Raw genomic sequence first — 15950 nt, 5'->3', positions numbered from 1 at the left:
TGGGAGAGATGACAGAGCGGCAGGGAGAGGCGATCGTGTTGCGGGTGTGGCCGTTCCAGGAGGCGGACCTGCTGGTGAGCCTGTTTACGCGGGAGCAGGGACGAGTGAAGGGGGTGGCTCGTCATGCGATGCGTTCGCGGCGTAGATTTGGCGGGGCGCTGGAGCCGATGACGTATGTGCGGGCGACCTATGCGGAGAGACCGAAGCAGGAGCTGGTGCGGCTGGATGCATTTGAGATTTTGAGTTCGCCGCTCTCAAGGCCGATCGATTATGCGCGGACGGCAGCGCTGCAGTTTTTAGCCGAGGTTGTGGAGGAAGCGCTGCCGGAGCAGGCTCCGGAGGACGCGGTGTTTCGGCTGGTGCTGGCGGTGTTGGATCAGATACAGGTGGGCCGGGTGTGGATGCCGGTGACTTATTTTTCGCTGTGGATGAGCAGGCTGATGGGGTGGATGCCGGAGCTTGGCCACTGCGTGGTGTGTGGGCTGGATTTGCGGAGTGAAACGGTTTGGTATTCGGGTACGAGCGATGGGGTGACCTGCGTGGATGACAGGCGAAGCGGGAGCGTGGCGTTGCCGGCGGAGTCCGTTGGCGAGGCGGTGAGGATGTTTCGCGGGACGGTGGGGGAGCTGGCGAAGGAGGAGTGGCCGAAGGGGCGGGCGGCGGATTTGCGGAGGTTTGCCGTGGAGACGCTGGAGCGGCATCTGGAGCGGCGATTGGTGAGCGCGAGGGCGCTCGGCAGAGCTTAGGCTGACGTTTTGTGCCTCAACCTATTGATGGATGTTCGATGGCACCGAGTGTGAAGTAGACTTGGGCCTCTTATGAGCACAACCAGGATGGTACGTCCCAAGTTCGCGGGTCCCGCTTCGTCACCGCGGTCGCTTGAGATATCGCTGGCTCTGCTGATCGCGGTTGGTGCTGTGATGATCTTCTGGAGCCAGCAGAGGTATCCGGCGCTGCTGAAAAAGATGCATGCAGGAACGGCGATTAAGGTTGCGGGGCCGATCTCGTTCGACACGTTGCTGAAGGTGACGCCCGCGATGCCGGCACCGACGAGAGTTTTGCGGACGAGTGTGAACTGGCTCTACACGAATCGGTTTGGGATGTACTTTGCGCTGCCGTTTGGCGCGGCGATGATGACGCTGCTGGTTGGGGTGGGTACACCGAAGCGGTTCTCGTCCGCTGCGGGAAATGTGCTGTGCGGGGCGGTGGCGGGTGCGCCGCTGGGAGTGTGTACGAACTGCGCGACTCCTGTGGGTCAGAGTCTGCTGGTGGGTGGGGCGAGCACGCGACTGACGGTAGCTGCGATGATCAGCTCTCCCAGCTTCAATCCTGTCGTGGTGGCGATGGCTTTTGTTCTGTTTCCGCTCCCGCTGGCTGCGATGCGCGTGGTGGTGCCGGTGCTGTTGCTGATTGCACTGCCGTGGCTGGTCGCGGAGAACAAGCTGGTGGTGAAGAGTATTGGGGTTCCGGTTGCGGCGCAGGAGCTGGGACCGAGGCTGATTGCGTTTTGTGGGACGTACCTGCGGAATCTGTTGCGGCTGACGCTGTTGACGTTGCCGTGGATGCTGCTGGCCGCAGTGACGGGTGCGATGGCGGCTGAGCTGATTCCGGCCTATGGGACGCATGTTCCGGTATCGGTGCTGGGTGTGATTGGGGTGGCGATTCTGGGTACGCTGCTACCGGTGCCGATGGCGCTCGATGTCGGCATTGCGTATGTGCTCTACCACGCCGGTGTGCCGCTGCCTTATGTCGCGGCGCTGCTGTGCACGCTGGGTCCGGTGAGTCTCTATTCGCTTACGGCTTTGGGAAAGCAGCTGGGGTGGAAGACCAGTGCGCAGCTTGCAGGTGCGGTTGCGCTGCTGGGATGCGCGGCCGGATTTGTGATGATGCGGTTGCCTGTCTCTTAGCTCGCTCTGCAGATTTGAAAGAGCCAGTCCTATGCGTGTACGGCGTAGGACTGGCTTTTGGGTTTAATGCGACGACATGGCGTCGTTGAACTGGATGAAGAAGGCGGCGTATTTTTCCGGGCCGTTTTGTTGGGCGAAGCGCATGGGCTTGCCGCGTTCGACCAGGATCTCGGTGGCGTTGGGTTGGGTTTTGAAGATTTGCATGGTTTCGTTGAGGTAGTCGGCGAGGGGCATGGCGCGCGGGTCTGATACCTGGTGACTGCCTGTGAGCTCGGTCTGGACGTAGGGAGGGATGATTTCGAGGACCTGTATGTTGGTGGATTTGAGTTGGTGGCGCAGGGATTCGGTGTAGGAGTGGATGGCGGCCTTGGTGGCGTTGTAGGTGGGCGCCATGGCGAGGGGCAAGAAGGCAAGGATAGAGGTGACGGTAAGGATGGCGGCGTGGGGCTGCTTTTGGAAGTGAGGGAGCAGGGCCGCGGTGAGGCGGATGGTGCCGAGGAGATTGGTGGTGACGATGGCCTCGGCGTCGACGAGATCTTCGGGTTGGGCGAGGAGGTTCTCGAAGCGCATGATGCCGGCGCTGTGGATGACGGCGTTGAGGGTGGGAAAGTCGGTTATGAGCTTGGCGGCGAAGGCGCGGATGCTTGCGGCGTTGTCGATGTCGAGTACGGCGGATGACATGCCGGGATTGGCGGCGACGGTCTCGTCGAGGAGTTGTTTGCGACGGCCGGCGATGATGACGTGGTTGCCGAGTTTGTGGAAGGCCTCTGCGAGGCCGCGGCCGATGCCGGAGCCGCCGCCGGTGATGAGAATGGTATTGCCAGTGGTGTTCATGGGTGATGAATTCTCCTAATTGATAGTAGGGTTTTTGGGCGGCCTGGGGAAGTAGGTGCCTGAAATATCTACACTTAGGCAGAAGAGAGTGAAAATTTCATGGAAAAAAATAGTGAGTTCGGCCTGGAGTACAGCTAAGAAGCCGGAGGTGAAAGATAAGGCGAAGTGCACGAGGAGGAGATCGAACAGGAGCGGACGGCATTTGAGAGAGGCGTGAAGATAGCAGCGTGATGTGATGGATAGCCGTCGTGGCAGAGTTCTGGCATACTGCGGGGATGATGCAGCAGAGCTTCTTTGCGTGGTGTTGGAAGAATATTTATCGACTGGTCTTTGCATGCCTACTTGGTACCGGCATGGTGGATGGATCGGGCGGACGGTTGATGGCGGCACAGGATCAAGGGATTCCGACGCTGCACGTCTATGCGAATACGGTCCAGATCCCGGTGTTGGTGCTGGGTTCCCGACGCCAGACGATCGGGCCGATTGCGAGCAGCAGATTTAGCGTCACCTTCGATGGAGGGCCTCCGTTCAAGGCTTCGCATGTACGGGTAGAGGGGGATGATCCGATTTCGCTGGCGATCCTGCTGGATACGAGCGGGCCGGAAGAGGAGCTGATGCCGCAGTTGAAGCGCGCCATTGCTGCGCTGGCGCCGACGTCTTTGCGTCCGCAGGACCATGTGACCGTGTATGCGCTGGACTGTAACTTCACTCGATCCACGGTCGATAGTCCGGCCACGCCTGAGAGGCTGAAGCTGCAAGTGGCAGGGGCTTTGAAGCCGTGGACAGATCGAGGAGAGGACAGACACGGCACGAAGTGTAAGCAGGAGGTGCCTCTTTGGGATGCTCTGGCGTTTCTCACTGACCAGCTATCCGGCGTGCCGGGGAGACGCGTGATTCTGGCGATAACGGACGGGAGCGATAAAGGGAGTACTCATCGATGGAACGACGTGAGGGTGTTTGCGCAGAGCTCGGGGGTGGCGATCTTTGGCATGAACTATGTCCCGAATGATCCTATGCACGTTTTTTCGCAAGGCAGAGACTCTGTGAGCGCATTCGATTCGATATGTGAACTTAGCGGGGGCATGGTGCTAACGGTGAATAGAGCGAGTGTTGAAAAAAAGCTGCCGCAGTTTGTGTCTTTGGTTCGTGGTCGCTACATTGTTGAGTTTCCCCGTCCGTATAACTCGACCCAGGGAAGGCATGAGTTGACGGTCACAATCGACAAGAGCAACGCGTTTATCCGACCTACCGGGATCTCGGTTCCGATCGCTGATGCGAAGGTGATGGGAGATCCTACGACGGTGCACACGGATCCTTCACTGGCTCCGGAGGTGGGAAGCCGCCACCTACTTACGACGCCTCAGTGAAAGACAGAGTGTTCCGCGCGTATGTCAATTAAGTGGGCGCTGGGCTGTGTCGTGGGAGTTATGGGGGTGAACGGTTAGAATCGAGGGATTGCCGGATTGAAGAGAGAGATATGACTGGATCGGTTTCTGAGGTTGCTGGGAAGAAGCGCGCGCTGACGTTTCAGGAGCTGTTGTTTACGCTACAGCGGTTTTGGGCGGATAGGGGTTGCGTGTTGCAGCAGTCTTACGATGTTGAGGTAGGCGCGGGAACGATGTCGCCGGATACGTTTTTGCGCGTGCTGGGGCCGAAGCCGGTGAGGATCGCGTATGCGCAGCCCTCGCGCAGGCCGGCGGATGGACGGTATGGAGAGAATCCGAACCGGCTGTTTCGGCATACGCAGCTGCAGGTGATTCTGAAGCCGCCACCGGTGCGGATTCAAGAGATGTATCTCGAGTCGCTGGTGGCGATTGGGATCGACCTGAAGGAACATGACATCAAGTTTGAAGAGGACAACTGGGAGTGGCCGGTGGGCGGCGCGTGGGGCGTTGGCTGGCAGGTGATGCTGGATGGGCTGGAGATTACGCAGTTCACTTACTTTCAGCAGTGCGGCGGGATGGATCTGGATCCGATCTGCGGAGAGATTACGTATGGGCTGGAGCGGATCGCCGGGTTTTTGCAGGATGTCGATTCGATCTATGACATCGTCTGGGCGGTCGAGCCTGACACCGGGCGCGAAGTGACGTATGGGGAGATGCGTCTGGCCGAGGAGGAGCAGTTTTCGGCTTACAGCTTCGACTATGCGGATGTGGGGAAGCTTTGGGAGCATTTGAATTTGTATGAGGCCGAGTGCAAGGCTCTTTTGGAGAAGGCTGGATTTCGTGACGACTTCAAGGAGTTCGCGAAGATGGATGAGCTAACAGTGAAGCGGTTTCCGGTGCTGGGGGCCTATGAGCTGGCGTTGAAGTGCTCGCATATGTTTAACCTGCTCGATGCGCGGGGAGCGATCTCCGTGACGGAGCGCGTCGGTGTGATGGCGCGGATTCGGACACTGGTGGTGGGACTGGCGAAGGCGTATGCGGCGCAGGGTGAGGCGTTGCAGCTGCGACAGACAACGAGTGCAGCGGAAGTAGAGGTTCGGTAGAAGACATGGCTGATTTTTTGTTTGAGATTGGGTTGGAAGAGGTTCCGGCACGAATGATTGCAGGCGCGCAGGCGGAGTTGGAGCAGCGCGTGGTGAAGATGCTCGAGCGCGAGCGGCTGGTGGAGTCGGGTGCTGTGTCTAAGAGCTTTGCGACGCCGAGGAGGTTGGCGGTTTGGGTCGCGGGTGTTGCGGAGCAGCAGCAGGATGTGGCCGAGGAGCTGGTGGGGCCTTCGGTGAAGGTAGCTTACAAGGATGGTGTGGCTACACCTGCGGCGGTGGCGTTTGCGAAGAAGGCTGGAGTTGAAGTTGCGGCGCTGAAGACGATTACGAACGCAAAGGGAGAGTATCTTGCGGCGACTTCGGTGAAGGTAGGGCGTGGTGCTGCGGAGGTGATCGCGGCGGAGATGCCTAAGGAGCTTGCGGGGATCTACTGGGCGAAAAATATGTACTGGCGTGAGGGGCGGCCGGAGAGGTTTGTAAGGCCGGTGCGTTGGATGGTGGCGATGCTGGGCGCCGAGACGGTGCAGGTGGAGTTTGGTGGATATGTAGCTGGAAGTGTTACGCATGGACATCGGGTGTTGTTTGGGGAGCAGGAGATCGCTCTGAACGCTCCCGCTGACTATGAAGATGCGCTGCTGGGTGGGTTTGTGGTCGCGGATGTGGAGGTGCGGCGGCAGAGGATTCGCAAGGCTTTGGACAAGGTGACGCGGGCTGGTGATCCCACGGGGTCGGGGCTGCGATGGCGCGAGGATCATGCGCTGGTGGACAAGCTGACGCAGTTGACGGAGTGGCCTTCGGTGTTGCTGGGCGGGTTCGAGAGCGAGTACCTGGCGTTGCCTGAGGAGGTTCTGGTGACGGTGATGCGGGATCACCAGAGCTACTTTGCGGTGGAGGATAAGGAAGGCAAGCTGGCTCCTCATTTTTTGGCGGTGTTGAATACCGAGGCCGATGAGGCGGGTGTGGCGGTGATTCGGCATGGCAATGAACGGGTGCTGAGAGCGCGGTTTAATGATGCGAGGTTCTTCTGGGAGTTCGATCAGCGAGTGCCGCTGGTGGAGCGGGTAAAGCTGCTGGAGAACGTGACGTTCCAGAAGGATCTTGGGAGTTATGAAAAGAAGACGGAGCGGGTGCGGAAGGTAGCGGCCGGACTTGCCGGGATTGTTGCAAAGCATGGCGTGGCGGTCGATGTGGCGGCCTTGGATCAAGCGGCTTTACTTGCGAAGGCGGATTTGACTGCCGAGTTAGTGAAGGAGTTTACGGAGCTGCAGGGTGTGGTGGGCGGACTGTACGCGCGTTCGCAGGGATTCCCTGCCGCTGTCGGCGATGCTATCTATGACCAGTACAAGCCGGAGTCGATGGATGACTCTGTACCGCGGACGGTGGAGGGCGCGCTGCTCGCGATTGCGGATAAGGCGGATACGATCGCGGGGATGTTTGGGTTGGGACTGGAGCCAACCGGCTCGAAGGATCCGTTCGCGCTACGCAGGGCGGCGAATGGGATTGTGAAGATTCTGGCGGAGACGGAGATGGCGCTTCCGTTGAAGCTGAGCGAAGTTGCGGAGAGCGGGAGCTTCGATCCTGCGGTGGTTGCAAAGGTACGAGATTTTTTTGCGGAGCGACTCGACTTCTATCTGCGCGAAGCGCGGGGACAGGCTTATGACGTGGTCAAGGCAGTGCTCGCGACAGGCTCTGACGATGTGCGGGATGCCGTGGCGCGTGCAGAGGCGGTGACGGCGGTTCGTCGCGGCGAGGGCTTTGCAGAAGTTGCTTCGGCATTCAAGCGGATGAAGAACATCCTTGCGCAGGCAAAGGAGAAGGGATATGAAATACCTTCGGCACCTGGAAAATTATTCGATTCTTCAGAGATTGCGCTTTATGAGGAGTTACGACTTCGAGCGCCTGAAATCGAGAATTTGGCGGCGGGAGGGGATTATGAGGGTGCGCTTATCGATATAGCGAAGTTCGGGCCACTGCTTCGGGAGTTCTTTGATACCGTGATGGTGCTTACGGATCAGATTGACGTTCGTGCGAGCCGTCTCTCTCTTGTCAACAATGTCTTCGGGGAGTTTTCGAGGATCGCGGACTTCTCGGAGATCGTGGTCGCGGGCTAGGACAGGATCAGCATTGCGCCGAGCATGAAGAGGAACACGGCGAAGAGGGAGCCCAGCGGGATGAGGACTCCTTCGCAGAAGCTGCTCCAGCGGCTGCGGGAATGCAGGCCATCTTCTGCGCGAAAGTTGGATTGAAAGGTCGGTGCGATCTGTTTCGATTCGATGTAGTTCATCATGTTTTCCTGGGCGAGGTGTCGCTGGCTTCCGGGGACTTTAGGGCAAATTGCTCCTTCAACTGCAATGGAGATGCGCCTTCAACCTACTATGGTGATGTGAGACGCTGATTCGTTGCTGCTACGTGTTCGTCATCATGCATGGCGAAACCGTTGGCAGCAAGAGTAACGTGCGAAGGTGGTGCCTTGGATGACACTTCCTGGTCATGTTTCAGAGCTGAAGTTGTACCAGCCCTGATTCCTGGGGAGGCAGGAAGTGTTCGACCTGCTGCAGATCTCGTGCGGTGGGAAGCTGGCCAAAGGCCATGGCGGTCTCGTCGCAGGCGTGGCGGCGAGCGCAGTGCCTGCAGTCTTTGAACACCTTGTCGGGGAAGGCCTGGCGGCCGGCAACGCGAAAGTGGAAGTGCTCGAAGAAGCCGGGGATGCGGGTGAAGAGGGAGACGCACTGGATGCCGCGTGATTTGGCCTGGTGCATGAGGGCCTTGACGAGCAGACCACCGGCTCCGTGGCCTTTGATGTCGGGGCGTACGACGATAGAGCGAATCTCGGCGAGGTGCTGGCCGTAGACGTGGAGTGCGGCGCAGCCGAGGAACTGGTGGGTATGGGTTTCGACGATGGTGAAGGTGTTGATGTTGGCGCAGATCTCGGCGTGGGAGCGGGGCAGGAGCGTTCCATCGTGCGAGAGGCTGTTAATGAGTTGATGGATCGCGTGGGTGTCCTGCAACTGCGCCTTGCGCGTTCGCAGGAAGATGGTTTTGAGGTTGCTGCGGGGAGTTGCGGGGAGAGGCCGCGCTGGCGAGTCAGAGTGAAGAAATGAGGCTGTTAGTGAGTGTGTCAGCGAGGGTGGGAACGGAGATGAGGGGGGTTCTAGTATCTGGGACAATGCCATAGGACACTGCGCTTTTCTCTTTGGTTAGTCGCGAAGACCGGGCTGTTGGTTGAGTTTAGGTTCAGGGTTGTGGCGGGGCTGGCGGCGTTTAGCTGCCGTAGTGGCGGCCTTCGCTGGAGGACTCCCACGGGATGGGGGCGAAGGTGCGCTGGAAGAACGTGTTGTCGACGATGTAGCGCTCGCGGTTTTCGCCTTCGATGATCCAGTCGCCGGGATAGGCTTTGCGCTGGCCAGAGTCGGTGAGGATAAGCGTGGGGTGGAGGCACTGCGTGGCGTTTACGAGAAGCGGTCTGCGGGTGCGAAAGGTGTTCATCGAACTCTCTCCTGTCGGCCTTTGTTCTTGCCGACTTGTCCTATTTCAGCACCGCCTTCGTAAAGAAGGCATAAGAGATTTCGATGAAGTTCGTAAAGAGAAGCGGCCTCATTGCTGCTTCCGCAATGAGGCCGCCACGTGCTTCTTGTTGGTGTCTTCTTAGTGGCCCTGCACGGTGATGATGTCGCGGCTGGGCGTGCGACAGGCGACATTAAGAGTGAGTCGCTGTCCCATTTGAATGGTATTCAGGCAATGGTCTGTGCCGGTGACGGTGAAGTGCAGTACGGTTTCAGCGGTGCGTTTTTCTGCCGATCCAGTGGCCATGGTGAAGAATTTAGTTGAGTCTTTTTCGCTGACCAGGCTGATAAAGCTGTGGGGCGGGTCCAACGTGACGTCGTAGTAGCCGGCTGGAAACACCTGTGCTTTGACGTTGAAGCTGAATGGAACATACGCACGCACATTCTCGGCAAACGAAGTGGCGGTTGTAAGAGCGGCAAATGCCAGTACGAGATTCTTGAGTGTTGATCGCATTACAAATTTCTCCTGCAGATAGAACACAGTTTTTGAGTGAAAATTCCCTCCTTTTCCTCCTTCAAGTCTCTTTGATGTCTCATTTTTGTCATTTCGTATTTCTTGCAACGGATAAGGAAATTTACTTTGAGTGCGGAGGAGAAGGGTGCGAATGCGCTATTTGCGCGTCTCATTTGAAGTGGAAGAACAGGATGATAAAAGGAACGCACTGCGCACGAGTCTCGGTCTGGCGAACTCAGAGACGGTGTGGCGTGACGAGAGTCGTTTGGAGTGCCGATACACTGAAGGGGCGCTCTAAGGGATGGGGGTCTGGTGACGCTTAGCAGCCCAAAGATGCAGAGGAGACCGGAGCTGGATGCGCTGCGCGGGCTGTTCCTGGTGTGGATGACGTTCACCCACATGCCAACACACTTCAGCGACTTTGTGAATCAGCCGGCCGGGTTTGTGTCGTCAGCGGAGGGGTTTGTCTTCCTGTCCGCGATGCTGGTGAGCCAGGTGTATCTGCGAGACGCGATGGCAGGCGTGCGGGGCGTGATTGTGAAGCTATGGCGGCGGACGCTGAAGATCTATGGCTACCACCTGCTGATGCTGGCGTTCGCGTTTACCATTGCGGCCGAGTTTGCGGCGAAGACGCACAGGCCGGCGATCTACAACCTGATCAACTTTTATCTTGCTCATCCGAAGGTCGCGATTCTAGGTGGCGTGCTGCTGATCTACTGCCCTCCGCTGCTGGATATTCTGCCGATGTATGTCCTGTTCCTGTTTTTGTCGCCGATTGCGCTGGCGGTGGGTGTGCGCTACGGCTGGCGGTGGGTGCTTGGCGGAAGCGCGGCGCTGTGGGTCGGAGCGCAGTTCGGGCTGAGAGAGCTGGTGCACGCCTGGGTGGTGCGCGTGACGCACCTGCCGATTCCGCTGCAGCAGACAGGCGCGTTCAACCTGTTCGCATGGCAGGGGGTGTGGATTGCGGGGCTATGGCTTAGCGCGAAGAGCGCGCAGGGAGAGATGCCACTGAAGCGGATTCCGGGATATGCCGTGGCTGGTTGCGGGGCGGTGTGTCTTTTTTTTCTTGGGGTGCGGCATAACTGGCTGGGGCCGATGCTGACCCAGGAGTCGTTGGGAATAGGGCTGGACAAGTGGCAGATCGGGCCGATGCGGGTGGTCAATCTAGCGGCGTTTTTGATCATTTGTTACTGGTTTCGGCGATATCTGATACGGCTGATCTCGGTGGAGCCGTTTCTGACGCTGGGGAAGGCTTCGCTGCAGGTGTTCTGCGCGCATGTGTTCTTTGTGTTTGTGGGGCTGACGCTGCTGTATGAAGATGCTTCGCAGCTGCATGGAACGCGGGCTTACGGGGTCTTGATGCTGACCTTTGCGGGGTTGATGTGGGTGGCACTACGCGAGACGAGGCTGCGAAAAGAGGCGAAGGCTGCGGCGGTGGCAAAGATTGCGCAGAGTGAGTCTGCGACGGCTGAGAGCTAGCGCAGATTTGTCTGGGTTGAAGGCAACCCGCAGACTCTTCGGGAGTGACAGACAAAGGGGCATGGCAGACTCTACGCCAACTACTAGATGGCGCTAGTTGACGCGCTGGAGGCGGTCGATCAGCTTCTGAGCGAGGGGTTCGCCGGACTCGGTCCAGAGCAGGCGGCTGCTGATGCCGCAGTTTTTTTCTACCGAGAGGGTAAAGGCCAAGAGCATCTCGACATTTTGCTGAATGTGTTTGGTGGCGTCTTCGTCGAGCTGCTCGTCTTCGAGAGTTTCGGCGAGCCATGGCGTATCGAGGCCGAAGTCGATGCGAATGTGGCCGTTCTGATCGAAGCTGGAGTCGTCAAATTGGGGGCCGAAGCCCAGGATGCGGACGGTGGCGGGTTGGAGCTTCCAGAGCGTATCAAGCGCAGCGGACTCGTACTCGGGGTCGATGTCGTTGTCGGAATCGATGTCCAGGTTGATCGGGGTTGGGTTGAGTTCGGGCGACCAGAGCTTCCAGCGCATTTCGAACTCATAGGCCATGTCGTCGTGGAGCTGCTCGGTGGCCTCGGCGACGGCGTTTTCAATGATGGAGCCGGAGGTATCCAGATTTTCTTCGGCACGGTCGTCATTAACGTAGATCCGCTGGTAGGTCGGGGCTTCGGTGAAGCTGATGGGGTAGACGCTGGCTGCCACTACGCGCTTTTCTCCGCTGATGAGGGCGAACTGGCGCATCACCGAGACCATGGTCGCAGGGAGGGTGTCGAAGCGGAAGTTGGGAAACCAGAGACTAAGGTAAAGCTGATCGGCCATATCTCTAGTTTAGACCTTTTAGATGGTTGAAGACGTGTCCTGCCGGACGGGCCTCCTGCGCGGAGGGTGGCCACTTCGTGGCGCGTGATTGCTTCGCGTGGTGCTCGTTGCTCGGAATTCTAGTTCGCGACCAACGGGAGCGCCGAGCGAAGCGGTATACACGTCACGAAGTGACCGGAATGAGAAGATAGTAGGGAATGAACGTTTCGGTAGAACGGCTGCGAGTGTGGTTGCTGGTGGGTGCGGGCCTGCTCGTGATGGTGATCGCGGCTTTTCTGGGGTATGCCCACTACCGGGCGCACCGGTTTCTGACGAATCTGCCGAAGAAGCTGGGGGTGAACGTTCGACGGGAGACGAACGGGTTTACGTACTCGCAGTCGGTGCAGGGGCGGACAATCTACACAGTTCATGCTGCGAAGGCGGTGGAGCGTGCCGACGGCAAGGTGACGCTGCACGATGTGGGGATCGTGTTGTATGGACGGAAGGAAGATCGGGCGGACCGCATCTACGGGAAAGAGTTTGAGTACGACCAGAAGAACGGGGTGATTCGTGCGGAGGGGGAGGTACACATCGATCTGCAGGCGCCCGAGGCCAGCGATGCGAACGCGAAGATGGACTATGCGGCAGGGAAGGATCTGCATGGCGGGAAGGCCGAGGAGAAGAAGGATGTGCGGCTGATCCATGTGACGACCAGCGGGCTGGTGTTTTTGCAGAAGCTGGGGATTGCTGCGACGGATAATGAGATCGAGTTTGAGTCGGGCGGGTTGACGGGGCATGCGGTGGGGGCGGACTACAACTCGGATACGGGCGTGGTGGTGTTGCACTCGGCCGTGAAGGTGAATGGGTTGGAGCGTGACAGGCCGGTGGTGTTGACGGCGTCGCGGGCAGAGCTGGACCGGCAGAACGAGAGAGCTTTGCTGACCCAGGCGAAGTACGTGGCCGTAGGTGGGAAGAGCGGCGCTGGAGAGACGGTGCAGGGCAAGAACGTTGTAGTGCATCTGAGGCCTGATGGAACGGTGCAGCGGCTGGAGGCTGAGGGCGACGTGACCCTGACCAATGGAACGAGCGGAACCATGGTGGCGCCGCGTGGCGAGATGACGTTGAATGCGCAGAGTCAACCGCAGTCGGCGGTGATGCTGGGCGGGGTGAGGTATTCGACGGATGAACCCTTGCGACAGGCGAAGGGTGAGGCCAAGGAGGGGCGGGCGGCGTTCGACAAGGTTGGCCGTCCGGAGCATGTGGTGATGATCGGGGCGGTGCATCTGCACGAGAAGGTTCGGGCGAGTGAGGCAGCGGGCGAGGCGTGGTCGGAGCGTGAGTTGAATGCGGGGCAGGTAGAGTTGTCGCTTGCAGCAGAGGGGGCAGAGAAGGCGCAGATTCGAGACGCGAAGGCTACGGGAGATGCTCGGCTGAAGGTAATGGACCCCGCGTTGAAGGGGGGCGGTGCGACCAGCAGCGCGTTGGGTGGAGATGTTTTGACCGCACACTTTGTACGAGTCGGGAACGCGGATCATCTGTCAGAGCTGCATGGCGATGGACATACGTCGATGCGCAGGGTTAATGCGAAAGGAGTGGTTGAGACGAGCTCTGGAGACTCTCTGCTGGCACATTTCCGGCCCGTGACGGCAGGTGTCACGCATAAGGGCCAGGGTGCCGATGAGATTGCGAACGCTACCGAACGGGGACACGTGGTGATGACGGAGCTGCCGGTGAAGAAGCCTGGAGATTCTGCAGCGCCGACGGAAGAACGGGTGACCGCGGAACGCGCCGTCTACGATGGGGAGCTGGAGCGTACGACGCTGACCGGCAATGTGCAGGCGAGCGATGGGAGCAATGTGCTGTGGGCAGATCGCGTGATCAGCGAGCAGCAGACGGGTGACGCTACGGCAGACGGCTCGGTGAAGGCGAGTTTTCGTCAGCCGGGCAGTACGGACGAGCCGGTGCATGTTCTGGCGTCGCGGGCAGAGTTGAAACATGATTCACAGGTAGCGAAGTTTTATGGCTCAGGAAGCAGCCCGGCCCGGTTGTGGCAGGGTGCATCCCAGGTGGATGCTCCGGTGATCGAGTTTGAGCAGAAGCAGAAGAGACTGCTGGCGCATGGCGAAGGGCAGGGCGCTCCGGGTGCGGTGCATACGGTGCTGGTCAGTGGCTTGAATCCGAAGGCGGATGCTGCGAGTCCGGCTAAGACAGGGAAGCAGATCGCGGGCGGGAAGGCCAGCGTGGTGCGGGTGATCAGCCGGGATCTGGTCTACTCCGACGAGGTGCGCAGGGCTGACTTTACGGGCGGGATTCAGGTCGATAGTGCTGAGGGCAGCATGCGCGGGCAGCAGGCGGTAGTTTATCTGCAGGCAGCCGTGACGAATGGAGCGAAGAAGGCTGTCGCTGCCGGAGGATTTATGGGCGGCAGCGTGGAGCGGGTGGTGGCGAGCGGACATATCGAGATACAGCAGCCCGGACGCCGCGCGAGTGGTGAGCAGGTGGTGTACACGGCGAGCGATGGCATGTTCGTGTTGACCGGGACGGCGGCGGCTCTGCCCAAAGTTGTGGACGACCAGCAAGGGACCGTGACCGGTACGTCGTTGCGATTCCATGCGGGCGATGAGAACGTCGTAGTTTCTAATGAAGGAGAGAGTGGCGCAGGGCAGAGAGTGCGCACGGAGACGCGGGTGAAGAACAAGCAATGAAGACGTTATCGACGGAGGAGATCGGCAAGTCGTATGGCGGCCGCCAGGTGGTAAAGGGTGTCAGTCTTGAGATCGAGCAGGGCGAGGTCGTGGGGCTGCTGGGGCCGAATGGTGCGGGAAAGACGACGAGCTTTTACATGATCGTGGGTCTGGTGCGGCCGGATACGGGGCGCGTTTTGGCCGATGGCCACGACATCAGCCGGTTGCCAATGTATCTACGGGCAAGGAACTACGGCATCAGTTATCTACCACAGGAGCCTTCGGTCTTTCGCAAGTTGACGGTGCAGGACAATATTCTGGCGGTGCTGGAGGCCCAGCAGTTGAGCTGGGAGAGCCGTCGCACACGTACAGAGAAGCTGATTGAACAGCTGAACCTTGGGCATGTGCGAAAGACGCGAGGGTATGCGCTGAGCGGAGGAGAGCGCAGGCGAGTGGAGATCGCGCGTTGCCTGGCGATCGAACCGGCATTCATTCTGCTGGATGAACCCTTCTCCGGGATCGATCCGATCGCCGTGCTGGATCTCCAGGAGATCATCTTCGGATTGAAGAAGAGTGGGATCGGCGTATTGATCACAGATCACAACGTGCGGGAGACTTTATCGGTGACCGATCGCGCGTACATCATCGCCGAGGGGAAGATTTTTAAGACGGGAACACCGGGGGAACTGGGGCGTGATCCCGAGGTGCGGCGGATTTATCTTGGTGAAAACTTCTCCATGGATTAGCTGGCCGCAAGTTTACAACTTCTGTTGTAAGACCAAGATGCTATTGATGCAGCACGCGCAGCCTTTGATAGGGTTAGACTTACAGCCAGTTGAAGACGGGGCGTGTAGACTGAGGCAAAGTCAGAAAATGGCGCTCTGTTTGTAGTTAATTGCACAATGAGCACGAGAGGTGCCAAAGCGGCGCTTCTACAGCAAATTTAGTTGTTGGTCGATGAGGGGTTTAACTTGCTGCTGCAACCGAAGCTGAACTTGAAAGTCTCACAACGACAGGTATTGACGCCTGGACTGGTGCAGATGGTCAGCGTGCTGGCGCTGAACAAGCTTGAGCTGAGGGAGATGATTAACACCGAGATGGTGGAGAATCCGGTGCTGGAAGAGTTGGAGGAGTCGGTCGTCTCGCTGGATGAGAGAGCCGGGCTTGAAGGAGATCGGGAGCGCTCTGCGGAAGACGTTGCGGCGGAGAGCGAGCGGGTAGAAAAAGACCCCTTCGATGAGATCGACTTCGGAAGTTATTTTCAGGACTATCTTGACCCGGGTTTTCGTACGGCCTCGAACTTTGAGGAGTACGACAAGCCTTCGTTTGAAAATTTCCTGTCTCAACCGGGCACGTTGAGCGACCATCTGACGTGGCAGCTGGGTTCGTTGACCCTGAGCCCGGAGGTTCGTGCAGCGGCTGAGTTGGTAATCGGAAATCTCGATGAGAATGGCTACCTGACGGCGAGCGACGAGGAGTTGGTCGAAGCTCTGATGCAGATGCGCGAGCCTGCCCGGTCTGAGCCGATTCCCTTCGAGCGCGGAACCAAGGGCAGGCTGGCGCACCTATGGGAGGCGCCCGGCGGGAAAGAGGCTGGGGAGAGCGTTGAGCTGGATATTGCGGCAGCAGCGGATGAGACGATGGGGCCGCTTCTAACGGCTGTTCGCGAGGCGCGAAGGGTAGTGAACTATCTCGATCCGGTGGGAGTGGGGTCGAGAGATCTGCGGGAGTGCCTGCTCATTCAGATCTGCGCGCAGCAGGGTG

The 15950-nt window shown here is 59.0% G+C and carries 14 protein-coding genes and 1 pseudogene; 9 read left to right on the top strand and 6 right to left on the bottom strand.

The genetic code is table 11. From position 1 onward, the window contains the following. Positions 1 to 8 precede the first annotated feature (8 nt). Positions 9 to 746: a DNA repair protein RecO gene (gene recO, locus GSQ94_RS09015; RefSeq protein ID WP_158943205.1), complete on the top strand. Its 738-nt coding sequence runs from the start codon at positions 9 to 11 to the stop codon at positions 744 to 746. Positions 747 to 818: 72 nt separating this feature from the next. Continuing rightward, the gene (locus GSQ94_RS09010; RefSeq protein ID WP_158943204.1) at positions 819 to 1907 is read left to right on the top strand and encodes a hypothetical protein; all 1089 of its coding nucleotides are present in this window, start codon (positions 819 to 821) and stop codon (positions 1905 to 1907) included. A 63-nt stretch (positions 1908 to 1970) separates the two neighbouring features. Here GSQ94_RS09010 and GSQ94_RS09005 read toward each other — a convergent pair whose 3' ends face one another. Then, a complete protein-coding gene (locus GSQ94_RS09005; protein WP_158943203.1) occupies positions 1971 to 2741 on the bottom strand; it encodes an SDR family oxidoreductase in 771 nt (256 codons plus the stop codon). 248 nt (positions 2742 to 2989) lie between these two features. Between GSQ94_RS09005 and GSQ94_RS09000 the strand changes: the two genes are divergently transcribed. The 3 genes from GSQ94_RS09000 to glyS all read left to right on the top strand — a co-directional run bounded on the left by GSQ94_RS09000 (position 2990) and on the right by glyS (position 7340). Continuing rightward, a complete protein-coding gene (locus GSQ94_RS09000) occupies positions 2990 to 4108 on the top strand; it encodes a hypothetical protein (RefSeq protein ID WP_254063749.1) in 1119 nt (372 codons plus the stop codon). Positions 4109 to 4218: 110 nt separating this feature from the next. Continuing rightward, positions 4219 to 5229 (top strand): glycine--tRNA ligase subunit alpha, encoded by a 1011-nt coding sequence (locus GSQ94_RS08995; protein WP_158943202.1) that lies wholly within the window; start codon positions 4219 to 4221, stop codon positions 5227 to 5229. A 5-nt stretch (positions 5230 to 5234) separates the two neighbouring features. Continuing rightward, a complete protein-coding gene (glyS, locus tag GSQ94_RS08990) occupies positions 5235 to 7340 on the top strand; it encodes a glycine--tRNA ligase subunit beta (RefSeq protein WP_158943201.1) in 2106 nt (701 codons plus the stop codon). Here glyS and GSQ94_RS08985 read toward each other — a convergent pair. From GSQ94_RS08985 to GSQ94_RS08970, 4 genes are all read right to left on the bottom strand, one after another. Beyond that, a complete protein-coding gene (locus GSQ94_RS08985) occupies positions 7337 to 7516 on the bottom strand; it encodes a hypothetical protein (protein ID WP_158943200.1) in 180 nt (59 codons plus the stop codon). The genes glyS and GSQ94_RS08985 overlap by 4 nt on opposite strands. A 208-nt stretch (positions 7517 to 7724) precedes the next feature. Further along, a complete protein-coding gene (locus tag GSQ94_RS08980) occupies positions 7725 to 8402 on the bottom strand; it encodes a GNAT family N-acetyltransferase (protein WP_158943199.1) in 678 nt (225 codons plus the stop codon). Positions 8403 to 8490: 88 nt separating this feature from the next. Beyond that, the gene (locus tag GSQ94_RS08975) at positions 8491 to 8715 is read right to left on the bottom strand and encodes a hypothetical protein (RefSeq protein ID WP_158943198.1); all 225 of its coding nucleotides are present in this window, start codon (positions 8713 to 8715) and stop codon (positions 8491 to 8493) included. A gap of 159 nt (positions 8716 to 8874) precedes the next feature. After that, complete coding sequence (locus GSQ94_RS08970; RefSeq protein ID WP_158943197.1) at positions 8875 to 9246, bottom strand: hypothetical protein; 372 nt, start codon at positions 9244 to 9246, stop codon at positions 8875 to 8877. Between the two features lie 333 nt (positions 9247 to 9579). Here GSQ94_RS08970 and opgC point away from each other — a divergent pair, with 333 nt between their 5' ends. After that, on the top strand, positions 9580 to 10725 hold the full coding sequence (opgC, locus tag GSQ94_RS08965) for an OpgC domain-containing protein (protein ID WP_158943196.1): 1146 nt from the start codon (positions 9580 to 9582) through the stop codon (positions 10723 to 10725). Between the two features lie 93 nt (positions 10726 to 10818). Here the strand turns inward: opgC and GSQ94_RS08960 are convergent, their stop codons facing one another. Beyond that, a complete protein-coding gene (locus tag GSQ94_RS08960) occupies positions 10819 to 11523 on the bottom strand; it encodes a hypothetical protein (RefSeq protein WP_158943195.1) in 705 nt (234 codons plus the stop codon). Positions 11524 to 11720: 197 nt separating this feature from the next. Here GSQ94_RS08960 and GSQ94_RS08955 point away from each other — a divergent pair, with 197 nt between their 5' ends. The 3 genes and pseudogenes from GSQ94_RS08955 to GSQ94_RS08945 form a co-directional block, all read left to right on the top strand. Further along, on the top strand, positions 11721 to 14207 hold the full coding sequence (locus tag GSQ94_RS08955) for an LptA/OstA family protein (protein WP_158943194.1): 2487 nt from the start codon (positions 11721 to 11723) through the stop codon (positions 14205 to 14207). Further along, positions 14204 to 14932, top strand: a complete 729-nt coding sequence (gene lptB / locus GSQ94_RS08950; RefSeq protein ID WP_158943193.1) for an LPS export ABC transporter ATP-binding protein — start codon at positions 14204 to 14206, stop codon at positions 14930 to 14932. Before GSQ94_RS08955 ends, lptB begins: the two co-directional genes overlap by 4 nt. Before the next feature lie 225 nt (positions 14933 to 15157). Next, positions 15158 to 15950 (top strand): annotated as a pseudogene (locus GSQ94_RS08945) (RNA polymerase sigma-54 factor); the annotation flags it as partial.

It is taken from the genome of Granulicella sp. S190 (assembly GCF_009766095.1).
In the GTDB taxonomy this organism is placed as follows: Bacteria; Acidobacteriota; Terriglobia; order Terriglobales; family Acidobacteriaceae; genus Edaphobacter.
Note: the sequence above shows the minus strand (reverse complement) of the source record. Positions and strands in the feature narration are given on the sequence as shown.